The sequence below is a fragment of the Shouchella patagoniensis genome, from assembly GCF_002019705.1.
Classification (GTDB): Bacteria; Bacillota; Bacilli; order Bacillales; family Bacillaceae_D; genus Shouchella; species Shouchella patagoniensis.
In genome coordinates, this window is record NZ_KV917377.1 from 2,924,994 (window position 1) to 2,949,392 (window position 24,399).

Consider the following 24,399-nt stretch of genomic DNA (forward strand, 5'->3'; position numbering starts at 1 on the left):
AGGAAAGAGATCAATATAAAGCTCAGGGAGGTGCAATTCGATGCATGTCAAAAAAGGCGATACAGTAGTTGTCATTGCTGGCAAAGACAAAGGGAAGCAAGGAACGATTCTTGAAGCATTCCCGAAAAAAAGCCGTGTGCTTGTTGAAGGTGTAAACATGATTAAAAAGCATGCGAAGCCATCGCAAGATAATCCGCAAGGCGGAATCTTGAACCAAGAAGCACCAATTCATTCTTCAAACGTTATGTTAGTTGACCCTAAGACGGGTGAGCGTACACGCGTTGGTTTTAAAGAAGAAGACGGTAAAAAAGTACGTGTAGCAAAAAAATCTGGCGAAGTAATCAAGTAGTCAGTAGCGTGAAAGGAGGACCATATAAATGAACCGTTTAAAAGAGAAATATCAAAGTGAGATTGTTTCTTCTCTTACAGAGAAGTTTAATTACTCATCTGTTATGGCTGTGCCTAAGATCGAAAAGATTGTAGTTAACATGGGTGTTGGTGAAGCTGTTCAAAACGCAAAAGTTTTGGATAAAGCTGTTGAAGAACTTCAATCAATCACTGGACAGAAGCCATTAATCACAAAAGCGAAGAAATCCATCGCTGGATTCAAACTTCGTGAAGGTGTACCAATCGGTGCGAAAGTTACATTACGCGGAGAGCGTATGTATGACTTCTTGGATAAATTAGTTTCTGTTTCATTGCCACGTGTGCGCGATTTCCGCGGTGTTTCAAAGAAAGCATTTGACGGTCGTGGGAACTACACGCTTGGTGTGAAAGAACAACTTATTTTCCCGGAGATCGACTACGATAAAGTTGATAAAGTTCGCGGTATGGATATCGTTATCGTTACAACTGCTAATACAGACGAAGAAGCGCGTGAATTACTTACTCAAGTAGGCATGCCGTTCCAAAAATAATCTCTTAAAAGAAGAGGAGGGAACACGTTGGCAAAAAAATCAATGATTGCAAAGCAAAAACGCACACCTAAGTATAATGTTCAGGCATATACACGTTGTGAGCGTTGCGGCCGTCCTCATTCAGTGCTGCGCAAATTTAAACTTTGCCGTATTTGCTTCAGAGAACTTGCTCATAAAGGGCAAATTCCTGGTGTGAAAAAAGCAAGCTGGTAAAACGATTGGGAAGGAGGTAAATAACAATGGTCATGACTGATCCGATTGCAGATATGCTAACACGTATTCGTAACGCGAACCTTGTACGCCACGAGAAACTTGAGCTTCCTGCTTCTATGTTGAAAAAGGAAATTGCTGATATTCTTAAACGCGAGGGCTTTATCCGTGATTATGAGTACATTGAAGACAATAAACAAGGTGTTATCCGTATCTTCCTTAAGTACGGTACATCAAACGAGCGTGTTATTACTGGCTTGAAACGTATTTCTAAACCAGGATTACGCGTATACGCAAAATCAACTGAACTTCCACGTGTACTTGGTGGACTTGGTGTTGCGCTTGTATCAACTTCTAAAGGTGTTTTAACAGATAAAGAAGCTCGTCAACAACAAATTGGTGGCGAAGTATTAGCTTACGTTTGGTAAGAAGCTTTAAGTGAATGGAGGTGGACATAAATGTCTCGCGTAGGTAAAAAACCTGTAATTATTGCTGATGGCGTTACCGTTACTTTTGACGGAAACCTTTGCACAGTAAAGGGGCCAAAAGGCGAACTAAGCCGTGAACTTCACCCGGCTATCAAAGTAAACGTTGAAGAAAATGAAATTACTTTCGAACGCCCATCTGACCACAAAGAGCACCGTGCTCTTCATGGGACAATGCGTGCGCTTGTTAATAACATGGTTGAAGGTGTAACAAAAGGATTTGAACGCGCGCTTGAACTGAACGGTGTTGGTTACCGTGCTTCAAAATCTGGCAATAAGCTTGTGCTTAACGTTGGTTACTCTCACCCAGTTGAGATCACGCCTGAAGAAGGTATAGAAATTGAAGTTCCTTCAAACACGAAAGTGATTGTAAAAGGAATCAATAAAGAGCGCGTTGGTGCTCTAGCTTCAAACATCCGCGCTGTACGTAAACCAGAACCTTATAAAGGTAAAGGGATTCGTTATGAAGGCGAGTATGTGCGTCGTAAAGAAGGTAAAACTGGTAAATAATTAGTTTCGACAAGAAAGGAATGACGTCTCATGATTACGAAGCCTAACAAAAATACAGGCCGTAAGAAAAGACACGCTCACGTTCGCCGCACACTAAGCGGTACGCCGCAGCGTCCACGTTTGAACGTGTTCCGTTCTTCAAAGCACATTTACGCTCAACTTATTGACGACGTGAATGGCGTAACTCTTGCACAAGCTTCTACGCTTGACAAAGAGTTAAAAATTGAGAACGGAAGTAACACAGAAGCGGCTCGCCAAGTTGGTGAGTTAGTTGCTAAACGTGCAATTGACGCGGGACACGAAACGATCGTGTTTGACCGTGGAGGATATCTATACCATGGCCGTGTAGCAGAGCTTGCTAATGCAGCTCGCGAAGCTGGCCTTAAATTCTAATAACGAAGGAGGGAAACTCTTTTATGCGTTCTATCGATCCAAACACATTGGAACTTGAAGAAAAAGTCGTCACGATCAACCGTGTAGCGAAAGTTGTTAAAGGTGGTCGTCGCTTCCGTTTTGCCGCTCTTGTAGTTGTTGGTGATAAAAACGGTCATGTCGGCTTTGGAATGGGGAAAGCTCAGGAAGTTCCTGAAGCGATCCGTAAAGCAGTAGAAGATGCAAAGAAAAATTTGATTGAAGTACCAATCGTTAATACAACGATTCCACACCAAACTGTTGGACGTTTTGGTGCTGGTCGAGTATTGCTTAAGCCTGCTTCTGAAGGTACTGGAGTTATCGCTGGTGGTCCTGTACGTGCTGTACTTGATCTTGCTGGTGTTGGCGACATTCTTTCTAAATCTCTTGGCTCAAGCAACCCGATCAACATGGTTCGTGCTACTCTAGCCGGCTTAACTAGCCTTAAACGTGCTGAAGAAGTAGCGAAACTACGTGGTAAATCCGTAGAAGAACTGTTAGGTTAAGGGAGGGATTACGATGGCGAAGAAATTAGAAATCACCCTTACACGCAGCTTGATTGGCCGTCCAAGCGATCAGCGCGTGACAGTGAATACACTGGGTTTGCGTAAAATGCACCAAACAGTGACACAAGAAGATAACGTTGCGATTCGTGGAATGGTTAACAAAGTAAAACACTTAGTAACTGTTAACGAAATCGACGCGTAAATAGATGATTTTTAGCAACGAGGAGGTGTAGTAAGCATGAAACTTCATGAGTTACAACCAGCAGAAGGTTCACGCAAAGTCCGCAATCGTGTAGGCCGCGGAATTGGTTCTGGTAATGGAAAAACATCTGGTAAAGGTCATAAAGGTCAAAAAGCTCGTTCTGGCGGCGGTGTTCGCCCAGGCTTTGAAGGTGGTCAAAACCCACTTTATCGTCGTTTACCGAAACGTGGTTTCACAAACATTCACCGTAAAGAATTCACTGTTGTGAATCTTGATGTGCTTAATCGTTTTGAAGCTGGAACAGAAGTTACTCCAGAGCTTTTGATTGAATCTAAAGCAGTCAAAAACGTAAAGCATGGTATTAAAGTGTTAGGTAATGGCAGCTTAGAAAAAAACTTGACTGTTAAAGCACACAAGTTCTCTGCATCTGCAGTAAAAGCAATTGAAGCTGCTGGCGGAAAATCCGAGGTGGTTTAATGTTTAAGGCGATCTCCAACATCTTCCGTGTGAGAGATTTACGTCGCAAAATCATCTTTACGCTTTTGATGCTTGTCGTATTTAGGATTGGAGCTTTTATTCCGGTGCCAGGAACAAACAGTGAGGCATTAGACCTCCTGTTTGGTGAGGCAAACGCATTTGGATTTCTGGATACGTTTGGCGGTGGGGCACTGAGTAATTTCTCAATCTTTGCGATGGGGATCATGCCTTATATTACAGCTTCTATCGTTGTGCAGCTTTTACAGTTGGATGTCGTTCCGAAGTTTGCAGAATGGGCAAAGCAAGGTGAGGCTGGTCGAAAAAAGCTAACACAGGTAACTCGATATGGAACGATCGTTTTAGGTTTTATTCAAGCAATTGCAATGTCCATCGGTTTTAACTCAATGTACGCTGGCCCGGGTCCGGATTTAATTGTGAATCCGTCACCTATAACGTATGTATATATTGCTATTGTTTTAACAGCAGGTACAGCGTTTCTAATGTGGGTTGGTGAACAAATTACTGCACATGGTGTCGGAAACGGAATTTCACTCATTATCTTTGCGGGTATTGCAGCTGGTATTCCGAACATGATAAACACTCTATACGTTTCTGAAATTGAAGGAGCGGGCGATGGATTGTTCTTAGCCATTGTGACAGTATTATTGTTAGCACTTGTCGTGTTATTGATTATTATCGGTGTTATCTATGTACAACAAGCATTAAGGAAAATACCCGTGCAGTATGCAAAACGAGTAGTAAATCAGAGCCCTGTCGGAGGACAATCGACGCACTTACCGATTAAAGTTAATGCGGCAGGCGTTATTCCAGTAATCTTTGCTTCGGCGTTGTTTTACTTCCCATCAACGATTGCATCATTTGTGGGAACGGAAGACACCGGTTGGGCAAATTGGATTGTTGAAAACTTTGTTCCAGGTAACTGGTTTGGCGGTACACTCTTTGTGTTATTGATCATTGCTTTTACTTATTTCTATACGTTTGTTCAAGTTAATCCCGAGAAAATGGCGGATAACTTGAAAAGGCAAGGCGGGTACATCCCTGGGATACGTCCTGGTCAAGCGACGCAATCTTTTATCACGAAGATCTTATACCGGTTAACGTTTGTTGGAGCGTTGTTTCTTGCAACGATTGCAACAATTCCGGTTGTCTTTATTGCCCTTCTAGACCTACCTCCCCAAGTTCAAATTGGTGGAACTGGATTGTTAATCATTGTTGGTGTAGCATTAGATACGATGAAACAAATTGAAGGACAATTAATTAAGCGTTCGTATAAAGGATTTATTAATTAAAAAGAGAACGGGTAGGGCTAGGACCCCCGTTCATCTTTTGCTGACTTGCAGGAAGGGGATTGAAATGAACTTAATTTTAATGGGATTGCCCGGTGCTGGAAAAGGCACTCAGGCAGAACAAATCGTTGAAGATTACGGTATTCCGCATATCTCAACAGGTGATATGTTTCGTTCAGCAATTAAGAATGAGACAGAGCTTGGTTTAAAAGCGAAATCTTTTATGGATGCAGGCAGCCTCGTTCCTGATGAAGTCACTATTGGCATCGTTAGAGAACGTCTCTCTCAAGAAGATTGTGTGAAAGGTTTCTTATTGGATGGCTTTCCGCGCACGATTGCACAAGCAGAAGCACTTGAAGAAATTTTGTCCACGCTTGGACGTGAACTTGATTATGTATTAAATATTCATGTTCCGGAAGAATTGCTTCTTGAGCGCTTGACTGGCCGTCGCGTTTCTCCAACTTCAGGCAAAACGTACCACGTTATTTATAATCCGCCTAAAGTAGACGGAAAATGCGATGTTGATGGTAGCGATTTAATCCAGCGTGATGATGATAAGCCGGAAACGGTGAAAACACGTCTTGAAGTAAATCAGCAACAAGCACAGCCATTAATTGACTTTTATGAGTCAAAAGGCTACTTGAGGCACATCGATGGAAACCGGGACATTAATGATGTTTATAAAGACATTCAAGCATTACTCGCGGAGACGCATGCATGATTGTCATTAAAACAGAACGTGAGCTTGAAGTTATGAGAAAAGCTGGGCAGATTGTAGCACTTACACACGCTCACTTAAAACCATATATCAAGCCAGGCATTACAACTGGAGAAATTGATGCACTTGCTGAATCGTTTATTCGTTCTCACGATGCAACGCCTTCTTTTCTTGGATACGGTGGTTTTACAGGCAGTGTCTGTGCTTCCGTAAACGAAGAGTTGGTGCATGGCATACCTGGAGATCGAGTGCTTAAAGATGGTGATGTCATCAGTCTTGATATCGGAGCGTATTACAATGGCTACCACGGAGACTCTGCATGGACGTACGGTGTTGGAACGATCTCTGAAGAGGATCAACGGCTGTTAGATTCAACTGAAGAGTCTCTTTATAAAGGTTTAGAACAAGTCCGTCCAGGTAATCGGCTTTCAGATATCTCGCATGCAATCCAATCCTATATTGAGCCGCTTGGCTACTCTGTTGTTCGTGAGTATGTCGGACACGGTGTCGGGCAAGACTTACATGAGGATCCTCAAATTCCTCATTACGGACCACCTGGTAAAGGGCCACGGTTGAAACCAGGAATGGTACTTGCGATTGAACCGATGATTAATGCAGGCAGTCGTTATGTAAAAACACTCTCTGATAATTGGACAGTTGTTACGGTTGATAAAAAGAACTGTGCACACTTTGAGCATACGATCGCTATTACAGATTCAGGATATGAGATCTTGACGAAAGCATAAGTTTTCAGGTAAGATAGACTGTCTGTGTAGTGTAGGTTATGCTAGCATCTACTCGAAGGGAGGAACTCCATTCATGGCAAAAGAAGACGTTATAGAAGTAGAAGGTACGGTCATCGAACCGTTGCCAAATGCGATGTTTCGTGTTGAACTTGAAAACGGCCATAAAATTCTTGCGCATGTATCTGGGAAAATTCGTATGCACTTTATCCGCATTTTACCTGGTGATAAAGTAACTATTGAACTCTCTCCTTACGATCTGACGCGTGGAAGAATTACGTACCGTTATAAATAAAAACACTCTCCGTATACAAGGAGGTTTATACAATGAAGGTAAGACCATCAGTCAAACCCATTTGCGAAAAATGTAAGGTTATTCGCCGTAAAGGCAATGTAATGGTAATTTGCGAAAACCCGAAACATAAACAAAAACAAGGCTAATCTATAAGGAGGTGCCAAGCCTATGGCACGTGTTGCAGGTGTGGACATTCCTCGCGATAAGCGCGTTGTAATTTCACTCACTTACGTATTTGGCATTGGTAAATCAACAGCAGCTAAGATTCTTGAAACTGCTGGAATTGACCAAAACACTCGCGTTCGTGACCTAACTGAAGAAGAACTTGGTCGTATTCGTGAAGCTGTCGAAGCGTTTCAAGTAGAAGGTGACCTTCGTCGTGAAGTGTCTCTTAATATCAAACGTCTAATCGAAATTGGTAGTTACCGTGGTATTCGCCACCGTCGTGGATTGCCAGTTCGTGGTCAAAACTCTAAAAACAATGCTCGTACACGTAAAGGTCCAAAACGTACAGTAGCGAACAAGAAAAAATAGTTAGGAGGGAATTGATAACATGGCTAAGAAAACGAATACTCGTCCAAAGCGTCGTCAAAAGAAAAATATTGACACTGGTATGGCTCACATCCGCTCTACCTTTAACAATACGATCGTGACGATCACGGATACGCATGGCAATGCGATTTCTTGGGCAAGTGCTGGCGCTCTCGGTTTCAAAGGTTCTCGTAAGTCTACTCCATTTGCTGCGCAAATGGCAGCTGAGTCTGCTGCGAAAACAGCTATGGAGCATGGCATGAAAGTCATTGAGGTATCTGTAAAAGGACCTGGAGCAGGCCGTGAAGCTGCTATCCGTTCTTTACAAGCTGTAGGTCTTGAAGTCAACATGATTAAAGATGTGACTCCAGTACCACACAATGGCTGCCGTCCACCGAAACGTCGCAGAGTTTAAGAAAAACAATCATTGTATAGATTTCTTGCTAGTGTCTATAATGGATAAGACGAGATCTATTTGACAATGAAGGTAAGACAAATAGGCATTGCTCATGGGAAGTCCAAAAGGAGACCCTTTGGGCAATCCTTGTGTTTGCCGGAGTTCGACGTTTTGAAGGAGGGTTTGTTTAATGATTGAAATTGAAAAGCCGAATATTGAGACGGTTGAAGTAAGCGAAGATGCAAGATACGGCAAATTTGTCGTTGAGCCTCTCGAGCGTGGTTATGGAACAACACTAGGAAACTCCTTGCGTCGCATTCTTCTATCATCGCTTCCTGGTGCTGCAGTTTCATCGGTTCAAATTGACGGTGTCTTGCATGAGTTTTCAACAATTGAAGGCGTTGTGGAAGATGTAACTACGATTATTTTGAATCTGAAAAAGCTAGCTTTGAAGATTTATTCTGATGATGAAAAGACGCTTGAGATTGATGTTCAAGGTGACGGTATCGTCACAGCTGGAGATTTGACTCATGATAGTGACGTAGAAGTGTTAAATCCTGATCTTCATATCGCTACGCTTACAAAAGGAGCTTCGTTCCGCATGCGTTTGCAAGCGAAACGTGGTCGTGGGTATATTCTCGCGGATGGCAATAAAAGCGACGACCAGCCAATTGGCGTTCTTCCGATTGACTCGATCTATACACCGGTGGCGCGTGTCAACTATCAAGTTGAGAATACACGTGTCGGGCAAGTCACAAACTATGATAAACTAACCCTTGATGTGTGGACCGATGGAAGCACTCGCCCCGAAGAAGCAGTATCTCTTGGAGCGAAAATCCTTACGGAGCACTTAAATATTTTCGTAGGTTTAACGGACCAAGCACAAAATGCGGAAATCATGGTTGAAAAAGAGGAAGATCAGAAAGAGAAAGTCTTGGAGATGACGATCGAAGAGCTTGATTTATCTGTTCGTTCTTATAACTGTTTGAAACGTGCTGGCATCAATACGGTGCAAGAGTTAACGCATAAAACAGAAGAAGACATGATGAAAGTACGTAATCTTGGACGTAAGTCTTTGGAAGAAGTACAAGAGAAGCTAGGCGAGCTTGGTCTCGGGCTTCGTAACGAAGAATAAGGAATCGTTTTTGGCTTAAAGGAGGGAATTAGCATGGCATACGCAAAACTTGGTCGTACGAGCTCACAGCGCAAAGCGTTGCTTCGTGATTTGGCAACTGACCTAATCATCAACGAGCGCATCGAAACGACAGAAGCGAAAGCAAAAGAATTGCGTCCGATCGTTGAAAAAATGGTGACTCTAGGCAAACGTGGTGATCTTCACGCACGTCGTCAAGCAGCAGCATTTGTTCGTAACGAGACAGCTGACGAAGAAACAGGGCAAGATGCAATTCAAAAGCTTTTTGCAGATCTTGCACCACGTTTTGAAGAGCGTCAAGGCGGATATACACGCATTCTTAAAGTTGGTCCTCGTCGTGGAGACGGTGCACCAATGGCAATCATTGAGTTTGTTTAATCAGCTCATGTAAGTGGCGATTAAGGGCAGGAGATAACAGGAGCAGGAAGCTTCTTCACTCTATGCCCTTTTTTGTTATGTAAAAACAGGAGGAGCGACAAATGCTTTCTTGTACAGGTGTTCATTTTCGTTACGAGCATTCAGAATCCGACGCCCTTTATGACGTTACATTGACAATTAAAAAGGGTGAGCGTGTGGCTCTTGTTGGGCAGAATGGTTCAGGTAAATCCACATTTGCTAAATTATTAAATGGATTATACAAACCAACAAGAGGGAGTATTTCAGTTCAAAATATGAACAATGAAGATCTCCGGCATGAAGTTGGAATGGTCTTTCAAAACCCTGAAAATCAAATGGTCACAAGCATCGTTGAAGATGATCTTGCGTTTGGTCTTGAAAACAGACAACGAACTCGGGATGAAATAACAAAACGTATTCAAGGGGTATCATTGAAACTAGGAATAGTTGATTTGCTTGAGCGAGATAGTAGCCAACTATCTGGTGGACAAAAACAACGTATTGCTCTTGCAGGAGTTCTTGTAATGGATCCTTCCATCCTTGTGCTAGATGAAGTCACTTCCATGTTGGATCCGTTAGGTAAGGAAGCTGTCAATGGGTTATTAAATATGATCCATGAAGAAGGAAAAACGATTATCTCTATTTCTCATGATGTAGAAGAAATTCTAAGCTGTGATAGAGTAATTGGTTTCTTAGATGGTGGTGTAATCTTCGATGGTCTCCCTTCAGAGTTGTTTGCTCTACCAGAGTACGTGAAGCAGCTGGGATTGACTCTCCCCTTTCCATTTGAGTTAACTCAGATGTTAGCAAATCGGGGCATTGTGTTAGAGCAAGATAGCTACCATTCAATTGAAGGGTTAGTAGGTGCAATATGGAGGTATTCTTTAACGGAGTAAGCTATTCTTATGGGAATGCAAGTAATGATCAAATACACGCATTAAAAGATGTGAACTTGTCTGTTAAGGCGAATCAGTTTGTTGCGGTCATTGGTGAAACTGGATCTGGCAAATCAACGCTAATTCAACATCTTAATGGTTTGCTTCTCCCTAAAAAAGGAACTGTGCATGTTGGTGGAGAGCCATTATCATCTCATAAGAAGAAGCTACAGAAATTACGAAAGAATATAGGTTTTCTATTTCAGTATCCGGAACATCAATTGTTTGAAGAAACGGTGACGAAAGAAATTGGCTACGGGCCGCGCATGTTTGGTCTCTCTGAACATGAGGTAAATGAACGAGTGTCTCTGGCTATGCAGGCGGTTGGTCTCCCAGAAGACCTGAGCAACCGGTCACCATTTCATTTATCAGGAGGACAACAGAGACGAACGGCGATTGCTTCTGTTTTGGCACAAGAGCCAAAGATGCTCGTGCTGGATGAGCCTGGTGCAGGATTAAATCCGGCTTCAAAAGACGAGTTGCTGCAACTATTTTTAGATTATCAGAAGAAAAAGCAGGTCACTGTATGGATGATTACACATTCAATGGAGGATGTCGTGAAATATGCTGATTATTGTATCGTCATGCATAAAGGAACGGTTTTAACTGCTGATAAACCGGAAAACGTGTTTACGAACCTTGAATTAATTAAAAATCAAGTTATCAAGCTTCCGCAGGCAATGAAGTTTGCAAATGAGTTGTCCAAAGGAGAAGAGTGGCCGTTTTTGCGGAATACAGATGAATTGGCTACTTGGATTGCGGACAACTATTTGAGGAAATACCATGAGTAATGAGTCTGTCCTTTTAGGGCAGTATGTACACGGCAAATCGGTTTTACATCGCCTTGACGCGCGTGCAAAGATTGTGAGTGTATTTATTTTTGCTTTAGCTGTTTTTGGAGTTGGGTCTTGGTTATCCCTTCTGATAAGCACAATTTATTTATTTAGCCTAATGGTATTAAGTAAGCTTTCAATTCCAATGTTATTGCGCTCATTAAAAGTGGTAGCATTGTTTTTATTGTTGTTTTTTCTGTTACAAGTGCTAGCTGTACGTGAAGGGAAAGTTGCTTTTAGTATCGCCGGATTTCCGTTGTACATGGAAGGCATCATAGAAGCCGGTGTGGTTGTTTGGCGGACAATGCTGCTTTTTATGGCGGCTACATTAATGACTGCTACTACAAGTCCTTTGCATATTACTTCAGCAGTTGAATCATTGCTAAAACCATTAAAAAGACTGGGTGTTCCTGTTGCGGAACTTGCTTTAATGATGTCCATTGCATTGAGGTTTATTCCTATTTTAAAACGCGAACTTGATTTAATTAGACGAGCACAACAAGCCAGGGGCGTATCGTCTGAAGGCTTTACAAAGCGTTTATATACTTTTAGTGCATTGCTTGTGCCATTGTTTGTAAGGTCATTAAAGCGTGCAGAGGAGTTAGCCGAGGCGATGGAAGCAAGAGGGTATGATAGCAAAGTTCCACGCTCTGTTTGGAAAAAGTCAAAGTGGTCACTAAAAGATACATTTGCTGTTGCATTAGCTTTAGGAACAGCGGGTCTTATTATATGGTTTTAAGGAGAGAACAAGATGGCAAGGTTTGCGTGTAAGTTGACATACGATGGGACGGAGTTCAGTGGGTATCAAGTTCAACCTAATAAAAGAACGGTCCAATCAGTTGTCGAACAAGGGCTGAAAGCCATACACAAGGGAAGAGACGTCCCGATCATTGCTTCCGGTAGAACAGACGCGGGTGTTCATGCGAAGGGACAAATCATTCAATTTGACTCTGAACTGTCAATTTCCGCAGAGAGATGGCCCCAGGCGTTGAATACACATCTTCCAGAAGATGTTGTTGTAACTGGAGTTGCCGAAGTAGACGGGGAATTTCACGCTAGATACCATACAACAGCAAAAGAGTATCGGTATTATATTAGTTGTGGGGAATTCCAGGATGTGTTTCGTCGCAATCAAGCAGTTCATATAAAGCAGCCTCTAGACGTTCCGGCTATGCAAACAGCCGCACAGTATTTATTAGGAACGCATGATTTTTCAGCCTTCTGTGCAGCAAATACATCCGTTGAGGATAAGGTTCGCACAATTATAAGCGTTGCCGTACAACCTATTGGAAACGAACTCGAAATTTCCATTCGCGGCAATGGCTTCTTATACAATATGGTTCGCATTATTGTTGGAACACTTATTGAAGTTGGAAGTGGAAAAAGGCGAGCGATCGAAATGGAACAAATTTTAGCTGGAAAGGATCGCGGGGCTGCAGGAAAAACAGCGCCAGCACACGGTTTGTATCTTTTTGAAGTGAATTATGAAACGGATCTATTTGCAGTTCATAAATAAAAAGAAACGCCCGGATGAGTTTTTATAAAATGAATTGACTTTAATGAGTAGATATTGTATGATATTAGATGGTAATTCTAAAGACCCACTGCCCCGGGTTGCGGAATGAAATCATAAATAAAGCAAACAAGAATGGACAAAAAACAGCCAGTTTCAAGGCCATTCTTTATGCAGAACGATAAAAGAACGATTTATTATTAGGAGGTTTAACTATGCGTACAACATATATGGCAAAGCCAAACGAAGTTGAGCGTAAATGGTATGTTGTTGACGCTGAAGGTCAAACGCTTGGCCGTCTTTCTTCAGAAGTCGCATCAATCCTACGCGGAAAACACAAACCAACATTTACACCACATATTGACACTGGTGATCACGTAATTATTTTGAATGCAAGCAAAATCCAACTTACTGGAAACAAGCTTCAAGATAAAATTTACTATCGCCACACAAACCACCCAGGTGGATTGAAAGAAACAAAAGCACATGAAATGCGTGCGAACAAGCCAGAGCGTATGCTTGAGCTAGCGATCAAAGGAATGCTTCCTAAGAACACGCTTGGCCGCAAACAAGGCATGAAGCTTCATGTATATGCAGGTTCAGAACACAATCATCAAGCACAACAACCAGAAGCTTACGAGCTTCGCGGTTAATCTTTGGGAGGTAATTGATTATGGCTCAAGTACAATACTACGGCACTGGCCGTCGTAAGCATTCTGTTGCGCGTGTTCGCCTTGTTCCTGGCGATGGCACAATCGTTGTTAACGGCCGTGACCTTGACGAATATTTTGGTCTTGAAACACTAAAGCTTATCGTAAAACAACCACTTGTTGAAACTGGTGTAACTGGTCAGTACAACATTCACGTAAATGTAAACGGAGGCGGCTTCACAGGACAAGCGGGCGCAATTCGCCATGGCGTTGCTCGTGCTCTACTTCAAGTAGATCCTGAAAACCGTCCAACGTTAAAATCTGCAGGCTTCCTTACTCGTGATGCTCGTATGAAAGAACGTAAAAAATACGGTCTTAAAGCAGCACGTCGTGCGCCTCAGTTCTCAAAACGTTAATATACTTGGTATATCAATGTTTACCCTCTTTGCTTCTTTGGAGCAGAGAGGGTTTTTAATTTGCAAAAAAACAAATTGAATACCCTTTGAATACCTTTCCTAGAAATTCATGTACTGTTGGAACATTTCTGCTGTTTTCTCCTTCGCTTCGTCGGTCACATGAGTGTAAATATCCATCGTAGTTTTAATATCTGTATGACCGAGTTGAGATTGTACATCTTTAATAGATGCTCCAGCTGCAAATAACAAGCTGGCATGTGGTTTGTGTGAACCAATGTCTTTTTTAAATGGATTTTTCGGATGTTGCAAATTAACGGTATCCGGTTCGTAATTTAAAACGGGACAATTATTGTTCCTACTTCCCCAAAATGTCCCTGCTATGTCCCTGGTGGTTTGTCATGCCAAAAAGGAACACACAAATCGCTTCACCTCAAGGTGTCACAGAATTATGTTCCTTTGTTCCTCTTTTTTATAATGAAAGACTATAAATAAAAAAAATATACATATCCGTGTTGCGCATATAAAAGAGTCCTTGAAAAATCCAGGAACAGAGGAACATATTTTAATTTCGAGATATAAATTACTGGAAAAGGGGCACTCATCGTAGCCTTTGTTCTGTGACTAATGGGAAATGTTGTTCTCATGAACCCCATCCGTATAATAAAGCTTATAAAAAGTAGTATTGTTAACATTAAATTTTATATAAACTCTTCGGTTCTTTACTATACAGGGGTGTTTTTAGCATAAATAACTGAATTTTCATCCAAATTATTTAAAGTGAATGTGAGTTCGTGTTATGATAATCGTACAGACTTATGGAAAAAATGGGGAGGTTATTTATTTGGGAGCACATTCACAGTTCAGGAAGCTTTTAAGCGATATTGAACCAAGCCAACACACAAAAAGTGATGCAAGCACAGGTCATGAAAACCTCAGGAAGTTCCTTAAAGGTGATGAGATATTCAAAAATTACCGTGAAACAGATTTCTTATCTGGTTCATATAAAAGAAACACGGCTATAAGACCAAGAATAAAGGACGGAGTGGTTTCTCGCCCGGATGTAGACATAATTGTTGTGACAAATCATACAGAAAATGATGACCAAAAAGAGGTCATTGATTTACTGTATGATACATTAAAGCCTAAATATTCAACTATTCGGAAACAAGCCCGATCGGTGGGAATTGAAACAAATAAAGTAGATATGGACGTGGTGCCGATTATTGCACCCGATGGAATGGATGGCAACTTATATATTCCGGATCGCAAGAAAGAGCAATGGGTTGAGACTAACCCTCCCAAGCATACGGAATGGACAACAGAAGTAAACACGGATAGTGGAGGGCGATTTAAACCACTGGTTAAGTTGATGAAGTGGTGGCGTAGGCAAAATCCTACTATTGCTAAGAAACCAAAAGGATTTGTAATTGAATGTATTGCGGCAGAATGTATGGATAATAACGAAAAGAAGTATGACGAATTACTTGTGGGGACCTTAGAAAAAATCGTAGAAAAGTATGCTTTTTATATTGGATTACGGCTGGTGCCTCACATTGAAGATCCTGGTGTTCCGGGTAACTCGGTCACGAACGGTATTACTTTTGATGCGTTTGAAGGATTTTATTATAAAGCTAAATCCCATGCGGAAAAAGGAAGGCAAGCAATCAATGAAACAGATAAAGAAAAGGCGCTTAAATTATGGCGAGAGATTTTCGGTCCACGTTTTCCTTCGCCCGAAGTTGCTAACTCTTCTTCCCTGTTAAAAAATGCTGCAGAACCTTCTTTATCTTTTCCCGGCCGCCCTGTAAAACCAAATAAACCTGGAGGGTTTGCTTAATGAAATTTTGGTTCTTATTGGACACACGCCGTCTAACCAAAGAAAAGGATGAAATTGAAAAATTGCAATCAACGGCAACGTGGTTGGAGGGAACAGAGTGGACTTTGGAAAATGGGTTAGCATTGATAGCCAAAATAAAAGCCCATGGGAACTTTTATGAATTGAAGTTAACCTATCCGCCTTTTTTTCCATCCACACCGCCAATAGTTACTCCAATGGAGGATGGGGCGCATTGGTCGACTCACCAGTATGAGAATGGTTCATTATGTCTGGAATGGGGACCGGATAATTGGTATCCATCTGTTACTGGAGCGAATATGTTGGAAAGTGCCTACCGGTTAATTTATAAGGAAAATCCTTTAGGCGAGACCGTGGAAAAGAACCTTGTCATTTCCAGACACTTTTTAACGGAAGGCCAAAATTTAAGAAACAAAGCATTCAGGTTATATGTGGAACCTGAATTTTTGAACCTCATATCAAATTTACAGGATTACTATATGGGAAACATAAAATTTACTTTTGTTTTTGGGAATGAAGATACAGCCATTTTGCATGTGCTTGAACTAGAGCACAAGGAAGGGAAGGCTTGGAAAAACACATCTTTACCTGAAGATTTCAAGTCTAATTATGAATTGACAGGTGTATTATTGAAGTCCACCTTATCATCAACTGAAATCAGGAACATGAAAACGATTACTCAATGGAAACAGCATTATGACTTGGAGGTTGTTACCTCTTTGTCAGATACAATACTTATTATCGCAATGGATAATGAAAACAACCCTCATGTTCTAATGAATGGTACAAACAAGGAAAAATTGTTTTCTATTCCTCTGGTAACGGAAGAGCCAAAAGGGAGGCTGCCCAACCATTTAGTCGGCTTGAACGAAAAGAGGATCGGTATAGTCGGTTTAGGATCTTTAGGCAGCAAGATTGCACTATCATTAGCAAGGACAGGAGCCCGAAAATTCTACTTAGTGGATGACGATGTCTTTTTACCGGGAAACATGATTCGCCATACATTGGATTGGAAAAGTGTTGCCTCCCATAAAGTAGATGCAGTAAAAAATCAATTAATGAATATATCTACTGGTGTGAATGTAGCAGTTTCAAAAATTAATTTATCTGGTCAAGAAGCAACAACTTCATTGAACACGGTACTATCCAAGTTAGGAAATTGCGACTTGATCATAGATGCAACAGCCAACCCAAGAGCATTTAATTTCTTGTCAGCGGTTAGGACTACCTATGAAAAACCAATGGTTTGGGGAGAGGTTTTTGCTGGCGGGATCGGGGGATTAATTGCAAGAAGCCGACCAAAAGCTGATCCGGATGCACTGACGATGAGAAAAGGTTTTAACGGATATACCATGCAGCTACCCGAATATGAATTTAAGATCCTTGATTTGTATGCAACAGAAGACCAGCAAGAAGAAGTAATGATAGCTTCAGATGCCGACGTTTCGATAATAGCTGGTCACCTTACTCGTTTTGCGTTGGATACAGTCTTACAACCTGACCAATCCATATATCCCTATTCAATGTACTTGATAGGTTTATCAAATTCTTGGATATTTGAGGCGCCGTTTGATACATACCCTATCCATATCAACCATCTACCAGATGAAACAGAAACAGTAGAAAATGAAGAAGAACTTAATGAAACTATTGATTTTATTACATCTTTACTGGAGAAAAGTGATGATTAAGCTTATTCTTCCTAAGGCAATTGAACAGGAATTAAAGAAGGAGTTAATAGTAGCCGAAAGACAGGAAATTGGAGGTGTGCTTTTAGGGGAACATGTAAGCGAAGGGTTATTCCGGATTAGTGATTTCACCATTCAACGATCAGGCGGGACTGTAGTTTCTTTTATTCGACACATCCAACAGTCTTTAAAAAATCGTTTGACTGATTTTTTTAATAAAACAAAACATAACTACACCAAGTTTAATTATTTAGGGGAATGGCACTCGCATCCCTCCTTCGAGTTAACACCGAGTATAAGGGATAGGGAAAGTATGTGGCAAATCGTGAACGATCCTACTGTTGGAGCAAACTTCGTTATGCTTTTATTGGTTAAATGCAATGAGGGGGTAGTTGAGGGAAGAGTGTCAATTTTTTTACCGGGAAATCCAATGATCCAAGGGGAATTAATAAGAGAGGAGGCAGAGTGAATGATGAAAAATAATAATGGTAAGCAATCACCCTCGTTGTTAGAAAAAGAATCTACAGGAGGTGATATTGCTTCCTCCGGTTTCGATTTTCAAGCGTACCTTATTTTGTGCAAACTTCCACATTGGTTATCTTTTGAGGGTTTTTCTTCAGTAATTTGGGAATCGGTAGGTGATATTGAAGCAAAATTTTTCGATCCTCAGATAGGAGAAGTAATTGAGGCAATTGAAGCTAAGGACCACCGGATAACACCAACAGAATTTTGGGAAGAAATCAATCGGTTTAAAAAAATGGACGAAGGTAGCCCGGGCACATACCGATGGTTCACACTGTCCTGTACAGGGTTATCCGAAACCTTACATCCTCTGAAAAATGGATTGAGGAGGGTGCGCGATCCTTATCCGTTTTACAGTCACACATCAGGAGTGTTTGAAAACTCTTATGAAGATTATAAAGAAAAGGTAATAGGCTTAGGCAAAAGTGAAGAAATGGCTGAATTTCTTTTCCATAAGGTTTCAATTGAGGATAAATGGGGATCACTCAGTGAAAAGGCAAAGGGTATGTTTAATAACGAATTTACCCAACATCTCCCAGTGTATGATTTAAGAGGAAGTGAACAAGAAAAAGTATTTGATGTGTTACATAGTGTAGTTCGGTCGCAAAAAAATAAACCGGTGTTTCGTCAACAATTAAAGCAAGCTATGCACTCTGTTATTGGTGAAGATGCTATACCAACTGATCAAAAAATTTATATTCATACAGAAATTTATAAATTGCCCAAAGAACCTAGAAAAATAAATTTTTTATGGGAACCCTTTTTTAGTGATAAGGATAGAAAATATCCAGAGTCTGCCGTTTGGACAGAAGAGCTGTACAATAATGTAGTTGAAACAAAAAAATGGATTGAAAAGAACAGGTCTGCGAAAAGGATTCATTTAAGTGGGAATCGCAGACTATCGTCAGCTATGGCAATAGGATCTGTATTTTCATCGGTATCAGGATTTTCTATTGAAGCAGAGCAAAGAGAAGGTGGTATTTGGGCAACGGATACACACCCAAATAACCAAACCCCAGAATGTGAATTTGTAGTTGATTTTGAAGAAGGGGTGGATAATCAGCTGATTGTTACAATAGGTATTACAAGAGACAGCATTGCCAATGAAGTTGCAGTATATTTAGAAGGTCAAAGACATAGCATTTCTTCAAAACTCCATTTGCATACAGAATCACCAATAATTACTGCAGAGCAGGCTAATCTGGTAGTGAAAAAATTAAAAAAGGAAATTAAAGCAGCAGCTACCAAAGTGGAAGCAGAGAAAGTCCATTTATTTTATGCCGGTCCATCTCATTTAGTGCTTTTTTTGGGTCACCGGTGGAACGGGATGCCGTCAGCCCAGTGTTATGAATGGATAAATACAGGACAATATGTGCCTACTTGCACTTTTTAATACTATAACCCTAACTCTAATTAAGCCGGTTTTATTTGTTATACAAACATCGTCTAAAACGGGAGAATACATAATTTGGTTTCAATTACTGCTAATAGTTAAAATTCAAATGATTATTTCATTCAAAAAAGATTTCCTTTATATAGCCTGCCAGCGTATCTGTTTTAGGTTAGATTTTTGAATACCCTTTGAATACCCTTTTCATGAAATCACGTAAAATCACATGTAATACAAATAAAGGAAAACGTTGATTTAAAGCGGTTTATGAATTTCTATATAATATAGAAGAAACTCGCCTCTGAAAGAACGTAAAAAATACGGTCTTAAAGCAGCACGTCGTGCGCCTCAGTTCTCAAAACGTTAATACAGCAAGATTTCAGCCTTCAAGCCTACATTGCTTGGAGGCTATTTTTATGCTAAAAAAACGGTTTGCTAACATAGTTCGAAGACATGGAATAAGAGAACATTTTTGTTGTTTTTTTCTTTGTTTTAGTACATGAGTATAGATGGCAAGTATCGTGTTTATATCAGAGGAACCTAATCTTTCATGTACATATTTGATGTTCGCTCCAGCTCAAATTCAATAACAATACATGGGTATGGTGCAACCCATGGACTCGTAGGATAATAACTCTTTAACTTCTGGCAAACACATTTCTTCATCCTGCCAAGTGAGCGCTAATCCTTTTCTCATCCCCGGATAAAGTAACATTTCGAAGATAGGGCATCAATCTTTCTACAGAAAGGGTGATGCAACAAAATATGGCGGATGGGAACGTGACATGACTTCCTTTAGTGTTACCTCAAAAGGAAAGAAGCGCTTAAAGGAATAGAGGAACAACCATGATTAAATGTTTGCTTGCTCTTTTGTGCATAAGAAAAGCCAGGGCTACTCCCCTGACTCGGTGTTGTGCTTGTATTTTCTTAAGTGAAGTAAACCAATGATGAAATGAGAGATTGCAGTAAATCCGAAGAGTATGATCGCGGGACCTCCATTGAGCTCGAGTTTGTGGAAAATATAAGACACTACTATTGCTAATACCAAACTGATAAAGGACCCAATGAAATAGACCCTATGGGCAGGAGTGTTTTTCAAGACATTCAACCTCCTAAAAAACGCAATGTGGCTACAGGGCGGCTCCTGCAGCTTAGTATCTATAAACTGTCAAATAAAAAAATGACATGATTATGTCATCACCAATTCGGTAGATGTTTTTTCAAGTGAGCTTCTCTTATCTGGTCGATATTTCTAAAAGTAATGAAGTATATAGTTCCAATGAAAGTGAACAACCAAAGCTCACTATTAAGTAAGGCAAAAATAAGTGTAGCAAGGGATAAAATAAGTATTGGATACATTGCAATCAAAGATGCCATTGCATGAACTTTAGATTCTTGGAGTTTGGACATTTTAATAAACCCTTTCCAAGCAAATTTTGTTTAATCATAACATGGTTCTTATATCAATAATAAGAAAAATCTGTTTATCGCGCAATAGGATCACACAATACGGCTTCTGCCGCTTAGTATCCAAAAACTGAGCGGTAAGGTTATTCTTTAGCTACATTTTTAGTCTTTTGCTTGGTCATAACTCCATGAAGTAAATAACATACCGCTAAACCAAAGAAAGGGATATAGATAAATGGGTTAGGGTTAATCAATAATTTAGTTATACCTAGTAAGAGAAAAATGATGAATGCTGAATAATATATCTTTCTCACTTGCTCACCTCTTAAAATAGACATCAAGAATTCTTGAAATGTTTGTTTAAATAATTAATTCTTTTAATTTCTGTTTTATTGCTGAACATTAATATAACGGCTCCACTCAAAGTAATCATCCAGAGGTGATTGTCAAAAAACCTATAACTATAGTTACTAACAGTAATAAATAAATTGGGTACCCAGAAAAAATGTACGCCTTAAATTGTGTGATTACGTCATTTCTCACAGTTTAAAACACCCTTTTATATATTTTGTTTATTTTTAATAATAACATTTACAGGAGATTTTTACCAGGCGGTATGACCACACAATACGGCTCTTGCCGTTAATTGGATCAACCCAGTCTTCTCTATCCCATTCTTTGGGTTTATCCGTTTCATCTGGAGCGTTTTCGAAGGATACCCTAGGATCGCCACAATTATAGCTGAAATGAATAAAAGAGACTGAATTTCAAATGTGCTGTATTCGCCTCGTAAGTAATACATGTAGTCTTGAACATGCCTAAACACAAATAGCGCTAGAGTTAACAAAGCTATAATTTTTAATCTTCGTTTCATAACGCACCCCTATAATATGGATATTTTCAGTTTTGGTTTCTATAGTGGCATTAGAGGAGGAATGAGAAAAACGTAACCTGTCAATCCATTTGTTAAAACGATACATGGGAAGCCTCCATTTGTTGGATAGAAGAAAATAAGTCTTGTTTGGGTTTGAATATCTTTTCTTAGTCATAAAAGGGAAGATAAATGCGAAAACAAGCTGAACCTAATCCGTTTGAAGCATGTCTAATCCAATTCTCAGCAAGGCTATAGCTTCCGCCTGCAATAGCAAATATTAATAAAAGACTGCCTGCTGATACGACAATAAACGCGGTAAGCGCATCAAGCCAACGATTAGCTGTCATGATATGACACCCATATTTCAGGTTTACGTTCTATTATCTTGGGAGGATGAAATATGTATTTATGCAAACTGGTAAGAGAGCAAAAGCTTTGTTAACGGTAAGCCTTTATATGCAGGGAGTGTATGTAAGGATCATTCTATACATAGTGGTAGTGAATTGTGAGTCGATTTTAATGATAAGGCGAAAAACGGGAATATCGTTGTCGTTGATTTTGATTATAACAATACGGCTCTGTTAGAAGTATTCCATGGGCGAAAGGATTTATGTGTGATTTAAACTTTTAGCAGGAAGTCGTGCGCCAGAATTCTTAAAAAATGTAAGCGTGTTCCAAGTATGCTTTCTTGGAAGTTTTTTATGCAGGTGTTCATCTTGTTACGCAAAAAAACGCTAGGATGTTTTAAAAGCACGTAATTGGTTGGATCGTGTTATGCATGATAAAACTTTACAATTTGGTCATTAATTGCTGCTTTTAATGGTGTATGACGATATTATTCGCGCTCATACTAAGTTAAAAAGGGGAAATAGCAATGAATGTCATCACAACACTTAATGATAAAAGAAGAGAAAAACAATGGAATTTTGAGCGGAAAATGCTCCGTCATATCGATTTAAAAAAGATGGAACGCAGTATAAAAGAATGGGTTCGCCCTCTTATGCCGTTTCAGTTTCAAGCCTATCCATTTTTACTTGATCAGAGCATTGATATGACGATCGATGCATTCTTGCTCGGGACAGAGTATGGGCGATTTGGCATTTATGGAGAATCAACCATTGATTCGAAGAAACGCTGTGATACAGAGCTGACAATGTTGTCTCATAGCCTTTGTGATACGCTCTCGGGTTGGACTGGCGAAAGTCCGTCGGAGTCACTCTTAACCGCAATAGATATGTTGCTTGGTACCTGGTGGGAAAAAGGGTACTTAGAGGCGCGCAAAGCATATAAACTTCGTTTACAGTAACAATCATATATCTCCCTTGTCCACGTATATATAAATGAGGACAAGGGGGAATAACATGTGAAACAACATACTTGGAGTTTTATAATTGGAGGATTGTTGCTTGCTTCTGTCATTATTTGGATTCGCTATGATGCCATACTAGAAGATTCCTCATCAACGTGGCATTTGCCGATGTCTGGGAAGGTAATTGTCCTTGATCCAGGACATGGGGGAATGGATGGGGGAGCGAGCTCGAAATCAGGAATTCTTGAGAAGACGGTTACACTTGAAGTAGCTCTGAAATTGCGGGATTATTTACAAGAGGCAGGCGCTTTAGTCATCATGACGAGGGAAGAAGATGTAGATTTGGCTAGTCGAGATACGGCTAAAATAAGGCAACGGAAAGCAGAAGATTTGCGAAAACGAGCACAAATTGTGAATGAATCAGAAGCAGACTTATACTTATCAATCCATATGAATGCGATCCCTTCAGAGCGATGGAGAGGCGCACAAACATTTTATCACTTAAGCGATAAGAAAAACGAAGAACTAGCAGTGTTTATTCAAGAAGAAATAAAGAGGAATTTAGAAAATACAAACCGGTACGCAAAACCAATTCATCATGTTTATTTGTTAAAAGAAGCGAAGATACCAGGAGCCTTAGTAGAAGCAGGGTTCTTGTCTAATCCCGAAGAAGCGGCAATGCTTGAAACAGAGGATTACCAAGACAAGGTTGCAGCTTCTATTTATGAAGGGATGCTTCGCTACGTTTCTGGAGAAAAAGCACCAAAAGCCAACCCGTATGAATAATAAAGAAACTTCATTTGCGTTAAGCAGCGTTGTCCAGTAGGATAAAAGAATGAAAATGCTGGAGTGATAAATAAAGAAATGAGTCATTACCGAGTTGAGAAAGTCTTAAATAACAATGTTGTGATTGCCGAGCATGCGAGTGAAGAAGTGATCTTAATTGGCAAAGGGATTGGTTTTAATCGAAAGAAGGGAAGTGAAGTCCCTTCCGCAGAAGTAGAAAAACTCTTTGTTATGAAGAATGAGAAAGAACAAGAAAGCTATTTGAAGTTGCTTCCACAAGTTGAACAATCATTGTTGGACGTGACGATTGAAGCAATTGAGCTTATTTCGAAGAAAACGGGTTTACCTTTAAATGAACATATTCATGTAGGGTTGATGGATCATTTATCCTTTGCACAAGCGAGGACTGTTTCAGGTCTACAAATTAGGAATCCTTTTTTAGCGGAAACAAAAGTCCTTTACCCAAAAGAATTCTCGATTGCACTTGAAATTGTTCATTTAATCAAAAAACGGATTCACATTGAATTACCAAAAGAAGAAGCTGGTTTTATTGCGTTGCATATCCATAGTGCTTTGCAAGATAAGAGCTTAGGTAGAATCAATGCGCATTCGCAACTTGTGTCCGAGCTAGTTGGTTTGATTGAAACCCAAATGGAGGTCACTCTCGACAAAGAGAGTATTGACTACATGAGGCTTGTGCGCCATCTTCGCTTCGCAATTGAACGTGTTGATAATGAGGAGCGGGTGGAGGAACCTAAAGCGATTACAATGTTATTGAAACAAGAGTACCCTATGTGCTATAATCTCTCATGGAAGCTCATAAAAGTGATGCAGCGTGTACTGCGTAAACCTGTGTTTGACGCGGAAGCGGTGTATTTGACCATGCATCTGCAAAGAGTGCAGAGCAAATACAAATAAATCACGTGTAACTGATTCGATCAGGCATGAGGAAAAACAACTGGA

33 protein-coding genes and 2 pseudogenes are annotated in these 24,399 nt (G+C 40.3%); 32 read left to right on the plus strand and 3 right to left on the minus strand.

Annotated elements, in window-relative coordinates:
• Positions 1–40: 40 nt before the first annotated feature.
• From rplX to rpsI (BK584_RS15480), 24 genes are all read left to right on the plus strand, one after another.
• On the plus strand, positions 41–349 hold the full coding sequence (gene rplX, locus BK584_RS15365) for a 50S ribosomal protein L24 (protein WP_054704952.1): 309 nt from the start codon (positions 41–43) through the stop codon (positions 347–349).
• A gap of 28 nt (positions 350–377) precedes the next feature.
• Positions 378–917, plus strand: a complete 540-nt coding sequence (gene rplE, locus BK584_RS15370; RefSeq protein WP_078393397.1) for a 50S ribosomal protein L5 — start codon at positions 378–380, stop codon at positions 915–917.
• 27 nt (positions 918–944) lie between these two features.
• The gene (locus BK584_RS15375; RefSeq protein WP_078393398.1) at positions 945–1,130 is read left to right on the plus strand and encodes a type Z 30S ribosomal protein S14; all 186 of its coding nucleotides are present in this window, start codon (positions 945–947) and stop codon (positions 1,128–1,130) included.
• A 26-nt stretch (positions 1,131–1,156) separates the two neighbouring features.
• Positions 1,157–1,555, plus strand: coding sequence for a 30S ribosomal protein S8 (rpsH, locus tag BK584_RS15380; protein ID WP_078393399.1), 399 nt, complete (start codon positions 1,157–1,159; stop codon positions 1,553–1,555).
• Positions 1,556–1,585: 30 nt separating this feature from the next.
• On the plus strand, positions 1,586–2,122 hold the full coding sequence (rplF, locus tag BK584_RS15385; RefSeq protein ID WP_078393400.1) for a 50S ribosomal protein L6: 537 nt from the start codon (positions 1,586–1,588) through the stop codon (positions 2,120–2,122).
• A 30-nt stretch (positions 2,123–2,152) separates the two neighbouring features.
• Positions 2,153–2,515: a 50S ribosomal protein L18 gene (gene rplR, locus BK584_RS15390; protein ID WP_054704964.1), complete on the plus strand. Its 363-nt coding sequence runs from the start codon at positions 2,153–2,155 to the stop codon at positions 2,513–2,515.
• A 23-nt stretch (positions 2,516–2,538) separates the two neighbouring features.
• On the plus strand, positions 2,539–3,039 hold the full coding sequence (gene rpsE / locus BK584_RS15395; protein WP_054704967.1) for a 30S ribosomal protein S5: 501 nt from the start codon (positions 2,539–2,541) through the stop codon (positions 3,037–3,039).
• A 13-nt stretch (positions 3,040–3,052) separates the two neighbouring features.
• A complete protein-coding gene (gene rpmD / locus BK584_RS15400; RefSeq protein ID WP_035421338.1) occupies positions 3,053–3,241 on the plus strand; it encodes a 50S ribosomal protein L30 in 189 nt (62 codons plus the stop codon).
• 36 nt (positions 3,242–3,277) lie between these two features.
• A complete protein-coding gene (rplO, locus tag BK584_RS15405) occupies positions 3,278–3,718 on the plus strand; it encodes a 50S ribosomal protein L15 (RefSeq protein ID WP_078393401.1) in 441 nt (146 codons plus the stop codon).
• Complete coding sequence (gene secY, locus BK584_RS15410; RefSeq protein WP_078393402.1) at positions 3,718–5,028, plus strand: preprotein translocase subunit SecY; 1,311 nt, start codon at positions 3,718–3,720, stop codon at positions 5,026–5,028. The genes rplO and secY overlap by 1 nt, the downstream gene beginning before the upstream one ends.
• A 64-nt stretch (positions 5,029–5,092) precedes the next feature.
• Entirely contained in the window at positions 5,093–5,746 is a 654-nt protein-coding gene (locus BK584_RS15415) for an adenylate kinase (protein WP_078393403.1), read from the plus strand.
• Positions 5,743–6,489, plus strand: coding sequence for a type I methionyl aminopeptidase (gene map / locus BK584_RS15420; protein ID WP_078393404.1), 747 nt, complete (start codon positions 5,743–5,745; stop codon positions 6,487–6,489). The genes BK584_RS15415 and map overlap by 4 nt, the downstream gene beginning before the upstream one ends.
• Before the next feature lie 73 nt (positions 6,490–6,562).
• Complete coding sequence (infA, locus tag BK584_RS15425) at positions 6,563–6,781, plus strand: translation initiation factor IF-1 (protein ID WP_035395681.1); 219 nt, start codon at positions 6,563–6,565, stop codon at positions 6,779–6,781.
• Between the two features lie 32 nt (positions 6,782–6,813).
• Positions 6,814–6,927, plus strand: coding sequence for a 50S ribosomal protein L36 (gene rpmJ, locus BK584_RS15430; protein ID WP_003333770.1), 114 nt, complete (start codon positions 6,814–6,816; stop codon positions 6,925–6,927).
• 22 nt (positions 6,928–6,949) lie between these two features.
• Positions 6,950–7,315 carry a 30S ribosomal protein S13 gene (rpsM, locus tag BK584_RS15435; RefSeq protein ID WP_054704981.1) on the plus strand — a complete coding sequence of 122 codons (366 nt, stop codon included), beginning with the start codon at positions 6,950–6,952 and terminating at the stop codon, positions 7,313–7,315.
• 19 nt (positions 7,316–7,334) lie between these two features.
• The gene (rpsK, locus tag BK584_RS15440; protein ID WP_035441578.1) at positions 7,335–7,727 is read left to right on the plus strand and encodes a 30S ribosomal protein S11; all 393 of its coding nucleotides are present in this window, start codon (positions 7,335–7,337) and stop codon (positions 7,725–7,727) included.
• A 172-nt stretch (positions 7,728–7,899) separates the two neighbouring features.
• Positions 7,900–8,844, plus strand: coding sequence for a DNA-directed RNA polymerase subunit alpha (locus tag BK584_RS15445; RefSeq protein WP_054704984.1), 945 nt, complete (start codon positions 7,900–7,902; stop codon positions 8,842–8,844).
• Between the two features lie 33 nt (positions 8,845–8,877).
• Positions 8,878–9,240 (plus strand): 50S ribosomal protein L17, encoded by a 363-nt coding sequence (gene rplQ, locus BK584_RS15450; protein WP_078393405.1) that lies wholly within the window; start codon positions 8,878–8,880, stop codon positions 9,238–9,240.
• A 101-nt stretch (positions 9,241–9,341) separates the two neighbouring features.
• Positions 9,342–10,154: an ATP-binding cassette domain-containing protein gene (locus BK584_RS15455; protein WP_078393406.1), complete on the plus strand. Its 813-nt coding sequence runs from the start codon at positions 9,342–9,344 to the stop codon at positions 10,152–10,154.
• Positions 10,130–10,984, plus strand: a complete 855-nt coding sequence (locus tag BK584_RS15460) for an energy-coupling factor transporter ATPase (RefSeq protein WP_078393407.1) — start codon at positions 10,130–10,132, stop codon at positions 10,982–10,984. Before BK584_RS15455 ends, BK584_RS15460 begins: the two co-directional genes overlap by 25 nt.
• Complete coding sequence (locus BK584_RS15465) at positions 10,977–11,765, plus strand: energy-coupling factor transporter transmembrane component T family protein (protein WP_078393408.1); 789 nt, start codon at positions 10,977–10,979, stop codon at positions 11,763–11,765. The genes BK584_RS15460 and BK584_RS15465 overlap by 8 nt, the downstream gene beginning before the upstream one ends.
• A gap of 12 nt (positions 11,766–11,777) precedes the next feature.
• A complete protein-coding gene (gene truA / locus BK584_RS15470; RefSeq protein WP_078393409.1) occupies positions 11,778–12,542 on the plus strand; it encodes a tRNA pseudouridine(38-40) synthase TruA in 765 nt (254 codons plus the stop codon).
• Between the two features lie 212 nt (positions 12,543–12,754).
• Positions 12,755–13,192 carry a 50S ribosomal protein L13 gene (rplM, locus tag BK584_RS15475; RefSeq protein ID WP_054704998.1) on the plus strand — a complete coding sequence of 146 codons (438 nt, stop codon included), beginning with the start codon at positions 12,755–12,757 and terminating at the stop codon, positions 13,190–13,192.
• A gap of 20 nt (positions 13,193–13,212) precedes the next feature.
• A complete protein-coding gene (gene rpsI, locus BK584_RS15480; protein ID WP_054705001.1) occupies positions 13,213–13,605 on the plus strand; it encodes a 30S ribosomal protein S9 in 393 nt (130 codons plus the stop codon).
• A 99-nt stretch (positions 13,606–13,704) separates the two neighbouring features.
• On the opposite strand, the pseudogene BK584_RS15485 reads toward rpsI (BK584_RS15480), so the two are convergent.
• Positions 13,705–13,878: pseudogene (locus BK584_RS15485) on the minus strand (tyrosine-type recombinase/integrase); the annotation flags it as partial.
• Positions 13,879–14,446: 568 nt separating this feature from the next.
• Between BK584_RS15485 and BK584_RS15490 the strand changes: the two are divergent.
• The 5 genes and pseudogenes from BK584_RS15490 to rpsI (BK584_RS24205) all read left to right on the plus strand — a co-directional run.
• Positions 14,447–15,442: an SMODS domain-containing nucleotidyltransferase gene (locus BK584_RS15490; RefSeq protein WP_218970343.1), complete on the plus strand. Its 996-nt coding sequence runs from the start codon at positions 14,447–14,449 to the stop codon at positions 15,440–15,442.
• Positions 15,442–17,151, plus strand: coding sequence for a ThiF family adenylyltransferase (locus BK584_RS15495; RefSeq protein WP_078393411.1), 1,710 nt, complete (start codon positions 15,442–15,444; stop codon positions 17,149–17,151). The genes BK584_RS15490 and BK584_RS15495 overlap by 1 nt, the downstream gene beginning before the upstream one ends.
• Positions 17,144–17,617: a Mov34/MPN/PAD-1 family protein gene (locus BK584_RS15500; protein WP_218970344.1), complete on the plus strand. Its 474-nt coding sequence runs from the start codon at positions 17,144–17,146 to the stop codon at positions 17,615–17,617. Before BK584_RS15495 ends, BK584_RS15500 begins: the two co-directional genes overlap by 8 nt.
• Complete coding sequence (gene cap4 / locus BK584_RS15505; RefSeq protein WP_078393413.1) at positions 17,618–19,063, plus strand: CD-NTase-associated endodeoxyribonuclease Cap4; 1,446 nt, start codon at positions 17,618–17,620, stop codon at positions 19,061–19,063. It abuts the gene before it with no gap.
• 286 nt (positions 19,064–19,349) lie between these two features.
• Positions 19,350–19,427 (plus strand): annotated as a pseudogene (gene rpsI / locus BK584_RS24205) (30S ribosomal protein S9); the annotation flags it as partial.
• Positions 19,428–21,071: 1,644 nt separating this feature from the next.
• On the opposite strand, the gene BK584_RS15520 reads toward rpsI (BK584_RS24205), so the two are convergent.
• Positions 21,072–21,341: a hypothetical protein gene (locus tag BK584_RS15520; protein WP_078393416.1), complete on the minus strand. Its 270-nt coding sequence runs from the start codon at positions 21,339–21,341 to the stop codon at positions 21,072–21,074.
• A 167-nt stretch (positions 21,342–21,508) separates the two neighbouring features.
• Complete coding sequence (locus tag BK584_RS15525) at positions 21,509–21,688, minus strand: hypothetical protein (protein ID WP_078393417.1); 180 nt, start codon at positions 21,686–21,688, stop codon at positions 21,509–21,511.
• 527 nt (positions 21,689–22,215) lie between these two features.
• On the opposite strand from BK584_RS15525, the gene BK584_RS15530 reads away from it, so the two are divergent.
• The 3 genes from BK584_RS15530 to glcT all read left to right on the plus strand — a co-directional run bounded on the left by BK584_RS15530 (position 22,216) and on the right by glcT (position 24,354).
• Positions 22,216–22,647, plus strand: coding sequence for a DUF2521 family protein (locus tag BK584_RS15530; RefSeq protein WP_078393418.1), 432 nt, complete (start codon positions 22,216–22,218; stop codon positions 22,645–22,647).
• Between the two features lie 57 nt (positions 22,648–22,704).
• Complete coding sequence (cwlD, locus tag BK584_RS15535; protein ID WP_245808875.1) at positions 22,705–23,436, plus strand: N-acetylmuramoyl-L-alanine amidase CwlD; 732 nt, start codon at positions 22,705–22,707, stop codon at positions 23,434–23,436.
• Positions 23,437–23,514: 78 nt separating this feature from the next.
• Positions 23,515–24,354, plus strand: coding sequence for a glucose PTS transporter transcription antiterminator GlcT (gene glcT, locus BK584_RS15540; protein ID WP_078393419.1), 840 nt, complete (start codon positions 23,515–23,517; stop codon positions 24,352–24,354).
• Positions 24,355–24,399: the final 45 nt, after the last annotated feature.